This is a genomic window from Gemmatimonadota bacterium, assembly GCA_016714015.1.
Taxonomy (GTDB): domain Bacteria; phylum Gemmatimonadota; class Gemmatimonadetes; order Gemmatimonadales; family Gemmatimonadaceae; genus Pseudogemmatithrix.
Genome location: JADJNZ010000005.1, coordinates 224,917 through 238,537 on the forward strand (window position 1 = coordinate 224,917; position 13,621 = coordinate 238,537).

Consider the following 13,621-nt stretch of genomic DNA (forward strand, 5'->3'; position numbering starts at 1 on the left):
CTGACTCTGCCGTTCGACGGCCATCCTCTCCGCGCTGATGCATTCACCTCGTTCCGTCACCCTCGCTCTCGCCGCCGCCGTTGCGCTCGCCTGCGGCAAGTCCGGCGCCGCCGACGGCACCTCGACCGCCGCGGATTCCGCCGCGGCCGCCGACTCCGGCAACACCGGCGGCTCCTCCTCCACGGTCAACCTCCCCGTCGTCGCCGAGGAGGTCACCGATGCCGACCTCGTCCTCTCGGTGAACACCACGGGGCAGGTCCGTTCCGAGTCCGAGGGGCGACTCCGCGCCGAGGTCGGGGGCGAGGTCCGCACCGTCCGCGTCCGCGCCGGCGATCGCGTCACCAAGGGGCAGGTCCTCGTCGAACTCGACCCGCGCCCCTTCGACCTCGCCGTGGACGAGGCGCAGGTCGCGGTGGACCTCTCGACGCTCCAGCACCAGGACAACTACCGCCCCGACTCGGTCGCGACGGGGCAGATGCCGAGCCAGATGCGCCTCGATGCGAGCATCACGCGCTCGGGGCTCGCGGCGGCGCGCGTGCGGCTCGCGCGCGCGAAGTTCGAGCGCGAGCGCGCCACGATCGTCGCGCCGTTCGACGGCACGGTCGATCGCGTCACCGTCGTCGTCGGCGACCGCATCTCGGCGGGCGCCGAGATCACCTCGGTGGTGGATCTGCGCAACCTGCGCATCGAGGCCGCGGTCCTCGAACACGATCTCCCGCTCATCAAGGTCGGCGGCGAGGCGGTCATCACGTCGGCCGCGCTCGCGGGGCAGTCGTTCACCGGCAAGGTCTCGGCGGTGCTGCCGCTCGTCGATTCCACCACGCGCGCCGGGCGCGCCCATGTGCGCACGCAGGGCAACGGCACGCTCCGCCCCGGCATGTACGCCGATGTGCGGCTCGAGGCGCAGCGCCTCGCCAACCGCCGCCTCGTCCCCACGCGCGCCATCATCGAACGCGACGGCCGGCCGCTCGTCTTCGTCATCAAGGACGGGCGCGCGCAGTGGACGTACATCCTGCCCGGCCGCTCCAACGGCCGGCAGACCGAGGTCCTCCCCGACACCACCACGGGGATCATCCCCGTGAACGCGGGGGACCAGGTGATCGTCGAAGGGCACCTCACGCTGACGCACGACGCGCCGGTGCGCGTGGTCGCGTCGCGCGAGCGCGCGCCCGGCGCGCAGGACTGACGCACCGAGCCGCCGACTCCCACCGACTCCCATGTCGCTCTCCTCCGCGGCGGTCCGCAAACCCGTCACGACCATCGCGGCCGTCCTCGCGATCGTCCTGCTCGGCAGCGTCTCGCTCACGCGACTCCCCGTCACGCTCCTCCCCGACGTCACGCTCCCGGTGCTCACCATCCGCACCGGCTACACGGGGGCGGCCGCCGAGGAGGTCTCGCGCTTCATCGCCGAACCGATCGAGCAGGCGATCGCCGCCACGCCGGGGATCGTGGAGCTGCGCAGCGTGAGTCGCAACGGCGAGGCGGTGACGACGGCGCGCTTCGCCTGGGGCACCGACATGGAGACGACGGTGCTCACGGTCCGCGAGCGCCTCGACCAGGCACGCAGCCAGCTCCCCGAGGCGGCACAGCGTCCGACGCTCCTCACGAGCGATCCGGGTGAACGCCCCATCGCGGTGATCGGCCTCACCGGGCTGAACGACCTGCGCCTCCTCGGCCGCACGGCCACCGACGTGCATGCGCGGCGGCTCGAGCAGATCCAGGGCGTCGCGAGCGTCGCGGTCACCGGCGCGCCCGAGGACGAGGTGCGCATCGAGGTCGATCCGGAGAAGATGCGTTCGCTCGGACTCTCGACCAACGACGTCGCGGTCGCGGTGCAGGCGGCGAACGCGAACGGGGCGGGCGGCACGATCCGCCGCGGGCAGTTCCGCTTCTCGGTGCGGGCGATGACCGAGTTCCGCGCGCTCAGCGAGATCGCCGAGACGCCGATCGGGCCAGTGACGGCGGGCTACAAGCTCCGCGACATCGCGACGATCACGAGCACCGTCGCCGAGCCGCGGACGCTCACGCGGCTCGATGGCGGGCAGGCCGTGGGGCTCGTGGTGTACAAGGATGCGGGGTCCAACACCGTCGCGGTGACATCGGAACTGCGGAAGGTGATCACGCAGCTCGAGGCGGAGTTCCCCGACATCCGCATGAAGATGGTCGCGGCACAGGCGGACTTCGTCGTCGATGCGCTCTCCAACCTCGGGCAGGAGATCCTCATCGGCGGCGTGATGTCGCTGCTGATGATCCTCGTCTTCCTGCGCGACTGGCGGTCGAGCCTCGCGATCGCGACGATCCTGCCGCTCTCGGTGCTCATCGCGCTGGTGTTCCTGCAGCTCTTCGACGTGACGGTGAACGTGCTCTCGCTCGGCGGGCTCGCGCTCGGCGTGGGCCTGCTGGTGGACAACGCGATCGTCGTGGCGGACGCGGCGGGGCGGCGACGCGAGGAGACGGGGGAGTCCTCGGAGGACTCGGCGATCGAGGCGACGGACGAGGTCGCGGGGCCGCTGTTCGCGGGGACGCTGACGACGCTGCTGGTGTTCGGGCCGATCGTGTTCGTGAAGGGGTTGGCGGCGGCGCTCTTCCGGGACCTGTCGCTGGCGGTGGTGCTGTCGGTCGGAGGGTCGCTGATCCTCGCGTTGACGCTGATGCCGGTGATGATCGTGGGGAGGAGGAAGAAGGGAACGGCGACCGCGCTCACCACAGAGGGCACAGAGGACACAGAGAAGGGCGGAGGGGAGGGTGGTTCACTTTCATCCTTCAACCTTCAGCCTTCATCCTCTTCATGGGCAGCGAGACTCGACGAATTCGGCGAACAGTGCGCGCATGTCTACGAGCGCGGCATGGAGTGGGCCCTCCGCTCGCCGCGTGCCATGCTCGGGCTCGGGGTCGCGCTGTTCGGGGTGATGGTGCTCCTGCTGTACACGCTGCCGAAGGAGATCCTGCCGCAGGTGGATGAAGGGATGGTGGTGGCGTCGGTGGCGTTGCCGGAAGGCACGTCCATCGAGGAGACCACGCGGCAGGTGGCGCGCGTGGAGGGGGCGGCGAAGGGGCTCGGGTCGGCAGGGGTCTACTCGCGCGTGGGCATCGCGACCGACGAGGAGGTGCTCGCCGGAGCGGAGCCGGGCACGTCTGCGACGGCGCAGCTGCTGGTGCCCGTGCCGGACGGCAAGGATGCCGCGGAGTTCGCGAGTGCGCTGCGCGGTGCGGTGCCGGACCTCGCCAACGGCATGCTCGCGCTCGACCTCGCGGGACAATCGGAGTTCGGGTCGCTCATCGGGCGGGAGGGTCGGCTCGTGCGCGTGGAGGTGAGCGCGCGGACGCTCGCCGAGTCGCAGGTGTGGGCCGACTCGGTGCGCCGCCGTCTCGCGGCGCTCACCACGCTCGCCGACGTGCGCGATGCCTACAGCACCACCCAGCCGCAGATCGAGGTGGAGCTGCAGCGCGACCGGCTCGCCGAGCGCGGCATCTCGGTGCAGGCCGTCCAGCGCGCGCTGCAGGGCGGGCTCGGCGGCGTCGAGGCGAGCGAGCTCCGCGAGACCGACCGGCGCACCAAGATCCGCGTGCGCTTCGCCGGCAACGCCAACGAGGACCTGCTCACCGCGCTGCAGACGCCGGTGAGCGGCGTGCCGCTGAGCAACCTCGTCACCTGGAAGGAGGTTCGCGCGCCGATCGAGGTGGTGCGCGTGGACCAGCGGCCGGTGAGCATCGTCGAGGGCCTCATCGAGGAGGGTGGGACGGCGCGCGCGACGACCGACGTCGAGGCGCAGCTCGCGGCGCTCCAGCCGCCGGCGGGGCTCACGTGGCGCGTCACCGGCGCCGATATCGAACAGCGTCGCACCACCGGCGAACTCGGTCTCGTCGCGATCCTCTCAGTGGCGCTGGTCTTCCTCGTGCTCGCCGGCGAGTTCGCGTCGTTCACCATCCCGCTCGTCGTGATGATCACCGTGCCGCTCGCGGCGGCCGGCGGCTTCGTGCTCCTCTGGCTCACCGGGCAGAGCATCAACGCGGTCTCGCTCATCGGCATCGTCGTGATGATCGGCATGGCCGACAACGAGGCCGTCGTGAAGCTCGATGCCATCCGCCGCTTCCGTGAGCTGGGGCACTCGATCCACGACGCGGTCCTCCTCGGTGGGCGGCAGCGGCTGCGGGCGATCACCATGACCTCGCTCACCACCATCTTCGGCGTGCTGCCGCTGGTCTTCGGCATCGGCTCTGGCGGCGCGCTCTACCAGCCGCTCGCCGCCGCGGTGATCGGCGGTGCGATCTCGGCGCAGGTGGTGACCTTCTTCCTGCTCCCGGTCGCGTACGCGCAGCTCGAGGGGCGCACGGAGCGGAAGGCCCGCGAGGCCGCCGCGCGGGACGCGGCCGCGCCACGCGCCGCCGAGGCGTGAGATGATCCGCTGGGCCGTCTCGCGCCCCGCCGTCGTCTGGGCGATCACCTGCGTGATCCTCCTCGGCGGCGCGGTGAGCTTCTCCCGGCTCGCGCTCGCCACGGCGACCGAGGTGGAGCTCCCGCGACTGCAGATCGCCGCCTCCTGGCCGGGCGCGTCGTCGGAACTCGTCGAGATGTACCTCGCGTCGCCCATCGAGGCGGCGGTGCAGTCGGTCAAGGATGTGCGGAAGACGAGCAGCGAGTCGCGCGACGGGTCGGCGCGGCTCACCGTCGAGCTCGATCCGGCGGCGAACGTGCAGCTCACGCGCCTCGCGATCCTCGAGCGGCTCGAGCTGTTGCGGCCCACCTATCCGATCGGCGTGGTCCCGCCGCGGGTCAGCAACTTCGTGCCTGAGGAGCTGAGCGAGGCGCCGCTGCTGCGCGTGCTCCTGTCGGGACCGTATACGCCGGGCGCGATGCAGCGCATCGCCGACCAGCAGCTCACGCCGCGGATCAGCGCCGTGCCGGGCGTCGCCGGCGTGAGCGTGGGGGGCGGCACCGAGTTCGGCGCGACGGTCTCGTACGACGCGAGCCTCCTGCGCCAGCTCGGCATCAGCCCCGACCTGATCGGCGAGGCGATCCGCAACGCGCGCGTGGTGACGGCGCTCGGCACCGAGCGGATCGGCGCGAGCAAGCGCGAGGTGGTGCTGCGCGACCAGCCGGGGGCGATCGAGGAGCTCGCCGACCTCCCCATCCGCGGGCGCGGCAACCGCGTTTTCCGTCTGGGCGATCTCGCGCGGGTGCGGCCGGAGGAGGATTCGCGCGGGATGTTCTTCCGTGTGAACGGCAACACCGCGCTCGGCTTCACCGTCACGCGCGAGCCGAGCAGCGACGCGATCGCGACGGCGAAGGCCGTGCGTGAAGCGATGCGCGCCATGGGGGAGCAGCTGCCACCCGGCGTACGGTACCGGATCACCTCGGACGACTCGGTCGAGCTCGCGCGCCAGCTCAACGACCTCGTGCTCCGCGGCGGGATCGCGTTCGCGGCGGTCACCCTCGTGCTCATCATCGCGCTGCGCAACTGGCGCGCGGTGGCGCTCGTGATGGGGAGCGCGGCAGTGGCGATCGCCGGCACCGCGCTGGGCCTCTACCTGCTCGAGATCCCCGCGAACATGCTCACGCTCGCGGGGCTCGGCATGGGCATCGGCGTGCTCGTGCAGAACGGGCTCGTGATCGTGGAGCGGCTGCGCGGCTCCCCCGACACACCGGTGGGGCGCGCCGAGGTCGCGGAGCGGATGCTGCCGGCGGTGCTCGGCTCGACGCTCACGACGGCGGTGGTGCTCTTCCCGTTCCTCTATCTGCAAGGGAACGCGCGGGCGGCGTTCTTCCCGTTCGCGGCGGCGTTCACGCTCGCGCTCTTCTGCTCCATCCTCAGCGCCGTGGTGATGATCCCCGCGCTCGCCAAGGGGCACGGGCTCCGGGAGACGCACTGGCCGGCGCTGCAGCGCGGCTATGCGTGGCTGGTGCGCGGCGCGCTGCGCTGGCGCTGGGCGACGCTGCTCGTGACGGTGCTCTCGGTGGGCGGGCTCACCTACGCCTTCGTGAAGAAGGTGCCGCGCTTCTCGTTCGGCGGCTTCGGCGGGCAGCGCACCACGCTCTCGGTGTTCATCAGCTTCCCGCGCGGGTCGGATCCGGTGGCGCTCGACGCGGCGATGGCCGAGATGGAGAAGGTGGTCGTGGGACGCGAAGGGGTGGAGGAGGTCATCGCGCAGAGCCAGGGCGTGTTCGGCGCGGGGATGCGCGTGAGCTTCAAGCGCGCGTACGAGCTGAGCGCGGTGCCCCTGCAGCTGCAGGAGGAGCTCACGCAGCGCGCCGTGTACATCGGCGGCGCGAGCATCAGCGTGCAGGGGCAGGGCCAGGGCTTCAGCTCGGGCGGCGGCATGGGCTCCATGAGCAGCTTCCGCATCCGCGTGCTCGGCTACTCGTACGCCGCGGTGCAGCAGCTCGCCGAGGACATCCGGCTGCGACTCGAGCGGATCACGCGCGTGCGGAACGCGACGGTGACGAGCGCGAGCTTCTTCGGCGGGGACAAGGCGTTCGCGGTGACGCTCGACCCCGACCGCGAGGCGCTCGCCCGCTACGGGGTGACGGCGGCGCAGTTCACCGACGCGGTGCGGCGCGAGGTGCGCGGCGCGGTGGGCGGCCAGCGGCTCGAGATCGGCGGCGAGGAGATCCCGGTGAGCGTGAAGGCGCAGGGCGCGCGCGACCGGTCGCTCGAGGAGCTGCGCGAGGCGCTCATTCCCACGCGCACCGGCTCCACCGTGCGCGTGGGCGACCTGAGTGACGTCGGCGAGCGCGAGCAGTTGAGCGCGATCACGCGCGAGGACCAGCAGTACATCCGCATGGTCGCGTACGAGTTCCGCGGACCGAACCGCCTGGCGAACCGCACGCACGAGGCGTTCATGAAGAGCATCACCGTCCCGCCGGGGTTCACGGTGCAGGACGAGCAGCTCTTCCGGCGCGAGCAGGACACGAGCCAGCGCGGCCTCTGGCTCGTGTTCGGCATCGGCGTGGCGCTCGTGATCCTCTCGGTGGCGATGGTGTTCGATTCGAGCTGGGGTGCGGCGATGGTCTTCCTCTCGCTCCCCATCGCCCTCGCGGGCGTGATGGCCGCCTTCTGGATGGCAGGCGCCAGCTTCACGCGCGAGGCGGCGGTGGGCGTGATCCTCGTGGTGGGGCTCGCGGTGAACCAGAGCATCCTGCTCGTCGACGACGCGCTCGAGCGGAAGCGTGCGCACGCGTCGCGGCGCCTGCCGCCCGGGCGCGTCTATCGGGCGGCGCTCGATCGCTCGGGGATGATCATGATGGTGACGCTCACGACGATCGCGTCGCTGGTGCCGCTCGCCGTGGGCACGAGGACCGATGACCTGTTCGGCTCGATCGCACTGGCCACGGCGGGCGGCACCGTGGCCGGTACCATCGGCGCGATGCTCATCATGCCCGCGGTGCTGGCGGGGTGGAAGCGCCGCGCCTAAGCTCCCGGGATGCCGACCATCCTCAAGACGACGCTCCTGCTCATGGCGTCGAACCTGTTCATGACGTTCGCGTGGTACGGGCACCTGAAGCACCAGGCGAACAAGGCGTGGTACGTCGCGGCACTGGTCAGTTGGGGGATCGCACTCTTCGAATACCTCCTGCAGGTGCCCGCCAATCGCATCGGATACACGGCACTCTCGCTCGGCCAGCTGAAGATGCTGCAGGAGATCATCGCAATCGGTGTGTTCATCCCTTTCGCGGTGTACTACATGAAGCAGCCCATCCGGTCCGATTTCATCTGGGCCGGACTCTGCCTGCTCGGCGCGGTGTACTTCGTATTCCGCGGACAGCCGGTCGCCGGGTGATCGTCCGGGACTCCTTCCCCCTCCCTCCGCTCTCTCCCTCTTCCCCTCGCCCCGTGTTCCCTTTCCCTCGCTCCTCGCTCCTTCTCGCCTGCGCCATCGCGCTCGCTCCAGCCACAGCGCGCGCGCAGGCCTCCGCGCCCACGGTCGTCATCATCGTCCGTCACGCCGACAAGGCCGCGCAGCCGGCGAACGACCCGCCGCTCACCGAGGTGGGCGTGGCACGTGCCGCCGCGCTCGCGGACTTCCTCAAGGACGCGCACGTCGGCGCCGTCCTCCACACCGCGACCACGCGCACCCGCGAGACCGCGCGTCCGACGTTCGAGCGGTTCGGCCTCACGCCCGAGATCATCCCCAACGGCCCGGCACCGGTCGTCGCCGCGGCGATCCGCGAGATGGTGGCCCGGCACGCGGGGAAGACCGTCCTGATCGTCGGGCACTCCAATACCGTGATGCCGTGGATCGCCGCCCTCGGAGGCCCGGAGCGCCCGAACCTTTGCGACCACCACTATGACGGCCTTTACACGGTGATCATCGGCGCGGGACCGACGCGAATGGTGGAGGCCCGGTTCGGTCCTCCGAACCCGGAGCCGACGGCCCCCTGCGCGACCATGCCGGGGCGACCCTGACAGAGTGGGGCGAGCGTTGCGGAAGTCCCTGCGGGACGGCAGATTACCCCCGTTCGCGCCCATCAATTGAGGCGCGGCTCCTGACTCCCGCCGGCTGGTCCTCGGAGACCTGCATAGATGGCTCGCCCCGCCTCGCCTGTCGCGTTCCTTGCCACCGCTGTCCTCCTCGCGCTCGCACCGGCTCAGGTCGACGCGCAGCGGCCCGCCCTCGCCGGCGAGAAGGCTCGCGTGGCGGAGGCGGTCAAGCGTGACCTGACCCGCCTCGCGGCGCTGCAGCGCACCTACCTCGGTCGCGCCAAGACGTTCGCGACCGATCCGAAGGACCTGAACTACACGCCGACCTCCGGCGCCGAGGTCAGCATCGCGTTCGCGTCGGCCAACGCGTGGGCGGCGAATGCCTCGCACCCGGCCCTCTCGCCGGTGAAGTGCTTCGTGATCATCTCGGCGAGTGACGCGGTGGATGCCCCGACCTCGCAGCCGTTCTGCACCGACGCCGAGCCGGGCACGGCGGCAGGGCGCGTCGCCGATGCCGGGAAGCAGCCGGTCGACACCCCGACGAAGGCCGTGGCGAACACGACGTCCGTGACGCCGATCCGTACCCCGGCGCCGCGCCCGAGCGCGCCGGCGACGCGTCGGCCGGCGCCGACGCGCGCGACGACGCCGGCCACGACGCCGGCTAGCACACCGGCCACCACGCCGGCGTCCGCCCCGAACACCCCGAGCCGTGCCCGCGTCGTCGCCCCGGCGGCGACGCCGGCCGCGGCCAGCACCGCCCGTGAGACGAACGCCGGCATCCGCATGATCACCCGCGACGCCGGCGAGACCAGCACCGCCGATCGCGTCGAGAGCGTCTCGCCGACGGAGTTCACGACGATCCTCAACGGCATGGCGCGCGATGCCATCGCCGTGATGGACGCGCCGCCGCCGCAGGTCCGCCGCGACCCGTACGAGAGCACGCCGGAGTTCGAGGCGCGCCGCGCTGCGGCGATGGCCGAGTACCAGGCGCGGGAGGCCGAGTACTTCCGCACCACCAAGCGCTCGTTCGTCGTCTCCCTCCCGGTGCGCAACGTGCGCTACGACGCCGACACCGAGATGCTCGAGTTCAACGTCGACGGCTTCCGCCTGCCGACCACGCGCGAGGGCCGCAGCCAGCTCACCGTCGCCTGCTTCACGCGACCGGTCTTCTGGTGCATGCCCGACTCGGGGATGACGTACGACGCGAACGACCTCTGGAAGGTGCCGCGCGCGACGGCGCGCCAGTTCGACGTGCTCCGCACGCCGCTCACGCTGACCGCGCGCTTCACGGTGGGGGGTCGCCCCGAGGGCGAGCGTGCCCTCGCGATCTCGCTCGTCGACATGGAGCTCCAGGCGCGCGGGCAGGTGGTGCAGCGTTGGGCCGGTCGCTGACCTTCGACGGAGAGCCCGGCTCGTGAGCATGCGGTGCCCGACCTGCGGGACGATGTACGGTGACGAAGCGCGCTTCTGCACGCGTGACGGCACCAAGCTCATGGCGTTCCAGCCGGGCGGGGCGCCCGCGGCTCCCGCAGCGCCTCCGGCGGGCAGCAACACCGCCGTCCGCCCCACCGCGCTTCGCGCGAATGACCCGGCGAAGTCCGGCGCGGCCTCGAGCCACGCCAACATGGCCGGCAAGGTCCTCGACCGCCGCTACCACATCGTCCGCAAGGTCGGCGAGGGCGGCATGTCCTACGTCTACCTCGCGCACGACGTCGCGACGCAGGAACGCTACGCCATCAAGATCCTCTCGCCGGCGCTGAGCAAGGACGAGAACGCGATGGCCCGCCTCAAGCGCGAGGCCGCGCTCGGCATCCGCCTCGCGCACCCGAACGTCTGCCACATCGTGCGCATGGGCGAGACCGAGGATGGCCTCGTCTATGTCGTCATGCCGTACGTCGAGGGCGAGATCCTCAGCGACCGCAACTATCGCGTCGGCAAGACCACCATCGCCGACTGCGTGAAGTTCATCAACGAGGTCGCCAACGGGCTCCATGTCGCGCACCAGCTCACGATCATCCATCGTGACCTGAAGCCCGAGAACATCATGATCTGCAAGAAGGCCGACGGCGTGGAGTACGCGGTCGTGATGGACTTCGGCCTCGCGAAGGAGCGGAAGGCCGGCGGCGAGCTGCAGAAGCTCACCGCCACGGGCATCATCCTCGGCACCCCCGAGTTCATGAGCCCCGAGCAGCTCCGCGGCAAGGCGCTCGACTCGCGCACCGACATCTACTCGCTCGCGCTCATGGCGTACGAGATGCTCACGAGCAAGCTGCCCTTCGAAGGGAAGAACCAGCAGGAGATGATGATCGCGCGGCTCCGCCTCGATCCTATCCCGGCGCGCAATCGTCGCCCCGATCTGCCGGAGGCGATGGATACCGCGCTCCTCAAGGCGATGGCCCGCGCCCCCGAGGACCGCTACCAGACCGCTCCCGAGTTCGCGCAGGCCCTGCGCGCCGCCGCCGGACTCTAGCCGCGCACCCACCCCTCACCGGGGTACCATCCCGATGCGCCCGATGCTCCTCCTCGCGCTGCTCCTCGTGGGCCGCGCGGCGTTGTCCGCCCAGCAGTCGAACGTCGACGTGCTGCGCTACCGATTCGACCTGCGCGTGCCCGATCGCGGCAGGGCGGTGCGCCTCTCCTCCGCGGTGCGCTTCGCGCGCGGCGAGGGCGTCGACACGCTCCGCCTCGACCTCCTCGCGCCGATGCGCGTCAGCCGCGCCCTCCTCGGCTGCGATGCGTCGTCGGCCGCCGCGGGCTTCACGCACGATGGGCGACAGGTGCGTGTCGCGCTCCCCGCTGTCGCCCCGTCGGGACGCATGGCGCCGGCCAATCCGGTCCAGGTCCCGGCCCCCGCGCGCGACACGCTCTGCGTGACCGTGTTCTACGAGGGCGAGCCGGCGGACGGCCTCATCATCTCCACCGATACCGCGGGCCGCTGGCGCGCCTTCGGCGACAACTGGCCCGACCGCGGCCGCCACTGGCTCGCGACGGTGGACCACCCGTCGGACAAGGCGCTCGTCGAGTTCGTCGTCGATGCCCCGGCGGTCCTCACCGTGGTCGCCAACGGCACGCGTCGCAGCATCACCGATGTTCCCGGCGCGCCGGGTCGGAAGCGGACCACCTGGGCGAGCGCCACGCCCATCCCGACCTACCTGATGGTCGTCGGCGTCGCGCCGCTCGTGGCGCACGACCTCGGCGAGACCGCCTGCGGACTCGCGTCCGTCGGACGCTGCGTCCCCCAGCGCGTCTACACCGCGCCGGAACAGGCGCGCTTCATGCCCGGCCACTTCGTCGAGGCCGATTCGATCCTGCGTTTCTTCGGGGCGCTCGTGGCGCCGTTCCCGTACGAGCAGCTCGCGCACGTGCAGTCGTCGACGCGATTCGGCGGGATGGAGAACGCCGGCGTGATCTTCTACGCCGACCGGCTCTTCCGCCGGCCGAATGGCCTCGAGGTGGGCCTCATCGCGCACGAGACCGCGCACCAGTGGTTCGGCGATGCGGTGACGGAGGAGCAGTGGGGGCACGTCTGGCTCTCCGAGGGGTTCGCGACCTACTTCGCCGCGCTCTACACCGAGCACTCGCGCGGGGACAGCGTTTTCCGCGCCGAGATGAACCGGATCCGCGAGCAGATCGTGAAGGACGACGTGGTCGCGCGCCGCCCGGTGCTCGACACGGCGCAGACGGTGCTACTCGAGCTCCTCAACACCAACAGCTACCAGAAGGGCGGGATGGTGCTCCACATGCTGCGGCGCGAGGTGGGCGACAGTGCCTTCTTCCGCGGCGTGCGGAGCTACTGGCTCGCCCACCGGCACGGCAATGCGCTCACCGGCGCGCTGCGCCAGCATCTGGAGCGCGAGGCGGGGCGCGACCTCGCCTGGTTCTTCGACCAGTGGCTCACCCGGCCGGGCTTCGCCGAGGTGACGCTCTCGCACGCGTGGGATGCGGCGCGCGGCGAACTCGTCGTCACGGCGCGGCAGACGGGCCGCCACGGCACGTATCGATTCCGCCTGCCGGTGGAGGTGCGCGCCGCGGACGGTGCGCGCAGCGTGGTCGTCATCGAGGTCCCCGCCGCCCAGGAGTCGGTGGTGCGCACCCGCGTCGAACTCGCCGGCGCGCCGAGTACCGTGACGTTCGATCCGTGGGGTGACGTGCTCGCGGTGCTCCGCACGCCGTGAGGGCGCGCGCGCTGCACATCGCGATCCTCGTCGCAGGCCTCCTCGCGACGACGGCGCCGACCGCCGCGGGGCAGGCGCCGCGGACGGCCTCGCCGGAGCGGCCGACGACCTCGCGCGAACTGCCCGTTGCCGCGCCGTCCCGCGCCGACTCGCTCCTCGCGCGCGGGCGCCTGCGCGCGGCCGAGGATGCGCTCTACGGAGCTGTGGACGCGGCCCCGCGTGCCCCGGCGGCCCGCGGGGAGCTCGGCCGCTACCTCGCATCGCGCGCGCGGTTCGTGATTGCCGACATCCTCTTCGGCGAGGCGCTGCGCTTCGGCGCCGACACGCCGAGCGTCGCGCAGGCGATGATGGCGGTCGCGGCCTTCCGTCCCGACGTCGATCGCCGCCGCATCCCCGGCGTGCGATTGCCGGCCGCCGAGGCGCAGCGCGAGGCCGCGCGGCTCGGGTTGCGCGCCGAGCGCGGCGACGCCGGGCCGGTGAGCGGCACGCCGGTGACGGTGCCGATGATCTTCCTCACCGACGGGCGTGCGATCGGGAGCTTCGAGGTCCGCGGTGCGGGCGGCACGGCGCGCGCGGTGCTCGATCCCGCCGTGCAGGGCGTGCGACTCGCGCGCGCGGACGACCCGGCGCTCAAGCCGCGCAGCTTCGGCGCGACCGCGCACGGAGCGCCGCTCCTCATCGCCGAGCTCTGGATCGGCGAACGTCGCCTACGCGGAGTGGAGGCGCGCGTGGATCGGGAGGTGCCGGAGGGGGAGGTGCGCATCGGCATCGACGTCCTCTGGCCGCTCCGTCCGATCTTCGACGAGCGCGAGGGGACCGTCTCCTTCACGCCCGAGGGGCGCCGCCGAGCGCCGGAGGGTGCGTTCCAGATCCCGCTGGCGCTCGCCTTCCCCGGGGTCTGGCTCGTGCCGACCGTGGGCGAGCCGCCGGTGGCCATCGCGTCGGTGCGTGGGCGGTCGCTCATGCGCGCGAGCCGCTGGTGGTGGGACGCGTCAGAGGCTACCATCGTCGTGCACCGCTGACCCC

General features: G+C 71.8%; 9 protein-coding genes. All 9 read left to right on the forward strand.

Annotation, left to right across the window (positions count from 1 at the left end; all coding sequences use genetic code 11):
- Window positions 1-37: 37 nt before the first annotated feature.
- The 9 genes from IPJ78_11365 (at window position 38) to IPJ78_11405 (ending at window position 13,617) form a co-directional block, all read left to right on the forward strand.
- The gene (locus IPJ78_11365) at window positions 38-1,186 is read left to right on the forward strand and encodes an efflux RND transporter periplasmic adaptor subunit (GenBank protein ID MBK7907146.1); all 1,149 of its coding nucleotides are present in this window, start codon (window positions 38-40) and stop codon (window positions 1,184-1,186) included.
- Between the two features lie 31 nt (window positions 1,187-1,217).
- The gene (locus tag IPJ78_11370; protein ID MBK7907147.1) at window positions 1,218-4,397 is read left to right on the forward strand and encodes an efflux RND transporter permease subunit; all 3,180 of its coding nucleotides are present in this window, start codon (window positions 1,218-1,220) and stop codon (window positions 4,395-4,397) included.
- A 1-nt stretch (window position 4,398) separates the two neighbouring features.
- A complete protein-coding gene (locus IPJ78_11375; protein ID MBK7907148.1) occupies window positions 4,399-7,413 on the forward strand; it encodes an efflux RND transporter permease subunit in 3,015 nt (1,004 codons plus the stop codon).
- Window positions 7,414-7,422: 9 nt separating this feature from the next.
- Window positions 7,423-7,779, forward strand: coding sequence for a DMT family protein (locus tag IPJ78_11380; GenBank protein MBK7907149.1), 357 nt, complete (start codon window positions 7,423-7,425; stop codon window positions 7,777-7,779).
- A 53-nt stretch (window positions 7,780-7,832) separates the two neighbouring features.
- Window positions 7,833-8,405 carry a histidine phosphatase family protein gene (locus tag IPJ78_11385; protein MBK7907150.1) on the forward strand — a complete coding sequence of 191 codons (573 nt, stop codon included), beginning with the start codon at window positions 7,833-7,835 and terminating at the stop codon, window positions 8,403-8,405.
- A gap of 117 nt (window positions 8,406-8,522) precedes the next feature.
- Complete coding sequence (locus IPJ78_11390; protein MBK7907151.1) at window positions 8,523-9,812, forward strand: hypothetical protein; 1,290 nt, start codon at window positions 8,523-8,525, stop codon at window positions 9,810-9,812.
- 22 nt (window positions 9,813-9,834) lie between these two features.
- Window positions 9,835-10,890 (forward strand): serine/threonine protein kinase, encoded by a 1,056-nt coding sequence (locus tag IPJ78_11395; protein MBK7907152.1) that lies wholly within the window; start codon window positions 9,835-9,837, stop codon window positions 10,888-10,890.
- Between the two features lie 43 nt (window positions 10,891-10,933).
- A complete protein-coding gene (locus tag IPJ78_11400; protein MBK7907153.1) occupies window positions 10,934-12,595 on the forward strand; it encodes a M1 family metallopeptidase in 1,662 nt (553 codons plus the stop codon).
- Window positions 12,592-13,617, forward strand: a complete 1,026-nt coding sequence (locus IPJ78_11405; protein ID MBK7907154.1) for a hypothetical protein — start codon at window positions 12,592-12,594, stop codon at window positions 13,615-13,617. Before IPJ78_11400 ends, IPJ78_11405 begins: the two co-directional genes overlap by 4 nt.
- Window positions 13,618-13,621: the final 4 nt, after the last annotated feature.

Excerpts from the sequence above, each read along its gene's own strand:
- IPJ78_11370 (MBK7907147.1), top strand. The coding sequence starts at position 1,218 with ATGTCGCTCTCCTCCGCGGCGGTCCGCAAACCCGTCACGACCATCGCG.
- IPJ78_11390 (MBK7907151.1), top strand. The coding sequence starts at position 8,523 with ATGGCTCGCCCCGCCTCGCCTGTCGCGTTCCTTGCCACCGCTGTCCTC.
- IPJ78_11380 (MBK7907149.1), top strand. The coding sequence starts at position 7,423 with ATGCCGACCATCCTCAAGACGACGCTCCTGCTCATGGCGTCGAACCTG.
- IPJ78_11365 (MBK7907146.1), top strand. The coding sequence starts at position 38 with ATGCATTCACCTCGTTCCGTCACCCTCGCTCTCGCCGCCGCCGTTGCG.
- IPJ78_11375 (MBK7907148.1), top strand. The coding sequence starts at position 4,399 with ATGATCCGCTGGGCCGTCTCGCGCCCCGCCGTCGTCTGGGCGATCACC.
- IPJ78_11400 (MBK7907153.1), top strand. The coding sequence starts at position 10,934 with ATGCTCCTCCTCGCGCTGCTCCTCGTGGGCCGCGCGGCGTTGTCCGCC.